1 protein-coding gene is annotated in these 809 nt (G+C 46.4%); it reads right to left on the minus strand.

The genetic code is table 11. The annotated features are described in order from the left end of the window. On the minus strand, positions 1–796 hold a 796-nt coding region (locus A3766_RS00535), incomplete at its 3' end, for an AMP-binding protein (protein ID WP_369808584.1). Between the last annotated feature and the right edge of the window lie 13 nt (positions 797–809).

The following is an 809-nucleotide window of genomic DNA, read 5'->3' on the forward strand; positions in this document are numbered from 1 at the left end:
GTGCAGAGCCACTCGCAGCATAGCGTACATCCTGCAGACCAAGCGTCTTCAATACGCGTTTTTTCATATAGCCTGACAGTAAAGGAATCTTCATCAAACGATCGAGCTTTTGTTTTGGCATCTTGGCAAAGACACCTGTCTGGAATATTGTCCAAATTCGAGGAACCGCCAGGAACAAGGTAGGGTTTGCTCGGTTCAAGTCAGCGACAAAGGTATCGAGTTTGTCGGCGAAAAATAATTGAAAGCCAACAGATATAGAGGCCATTTCGACTACAAAACGCTCCATCACGTGTGCCAAAGGAAGGTAAGAAAGCATTCTGTCTTGATCAGTCACTTTTAATGAGGCTATCGCGCCTTGTGCAGCATAGGCCATGCTATGGAAAGATAGCATCACGCCTTTGGGGTTCCCGGTGCTACCAGAGGTATAAACAATCGTGGCGATTTCATCTGCTTCGCGAGCTGTATTTTCACTTAAGGCTTCATTCTTTGCGACAATCTGATCCCAGCTAGTATACTTTTGCTGCACTTCTTCCGGGCTTAAGTCAAAGGAAATACAGGGTAAGCTTTCTGGAATACCGTCTTTCATATCGTCCCAATCATCAAGCTTACCAGCGAATAGGACTTGTGCTTCGGAATGCTCAAGTATATAGCTGACGGTATCGGCGTTTAGGGTTGGGTAGAGCGGAACGGTAACGTGTCCTGCCATCCAGATTGCCCAATCCGCCATGACCCACTGAGCGCAGTTTTTTGACAGTAATGCTATGTGGCTCTTGGCTGGTAAATTAAGAGTCTTCAAATAGTTCGCCATC

It is taken from the genome of Oleiphilus sp. HI0132, assembly GCF_001635845.1.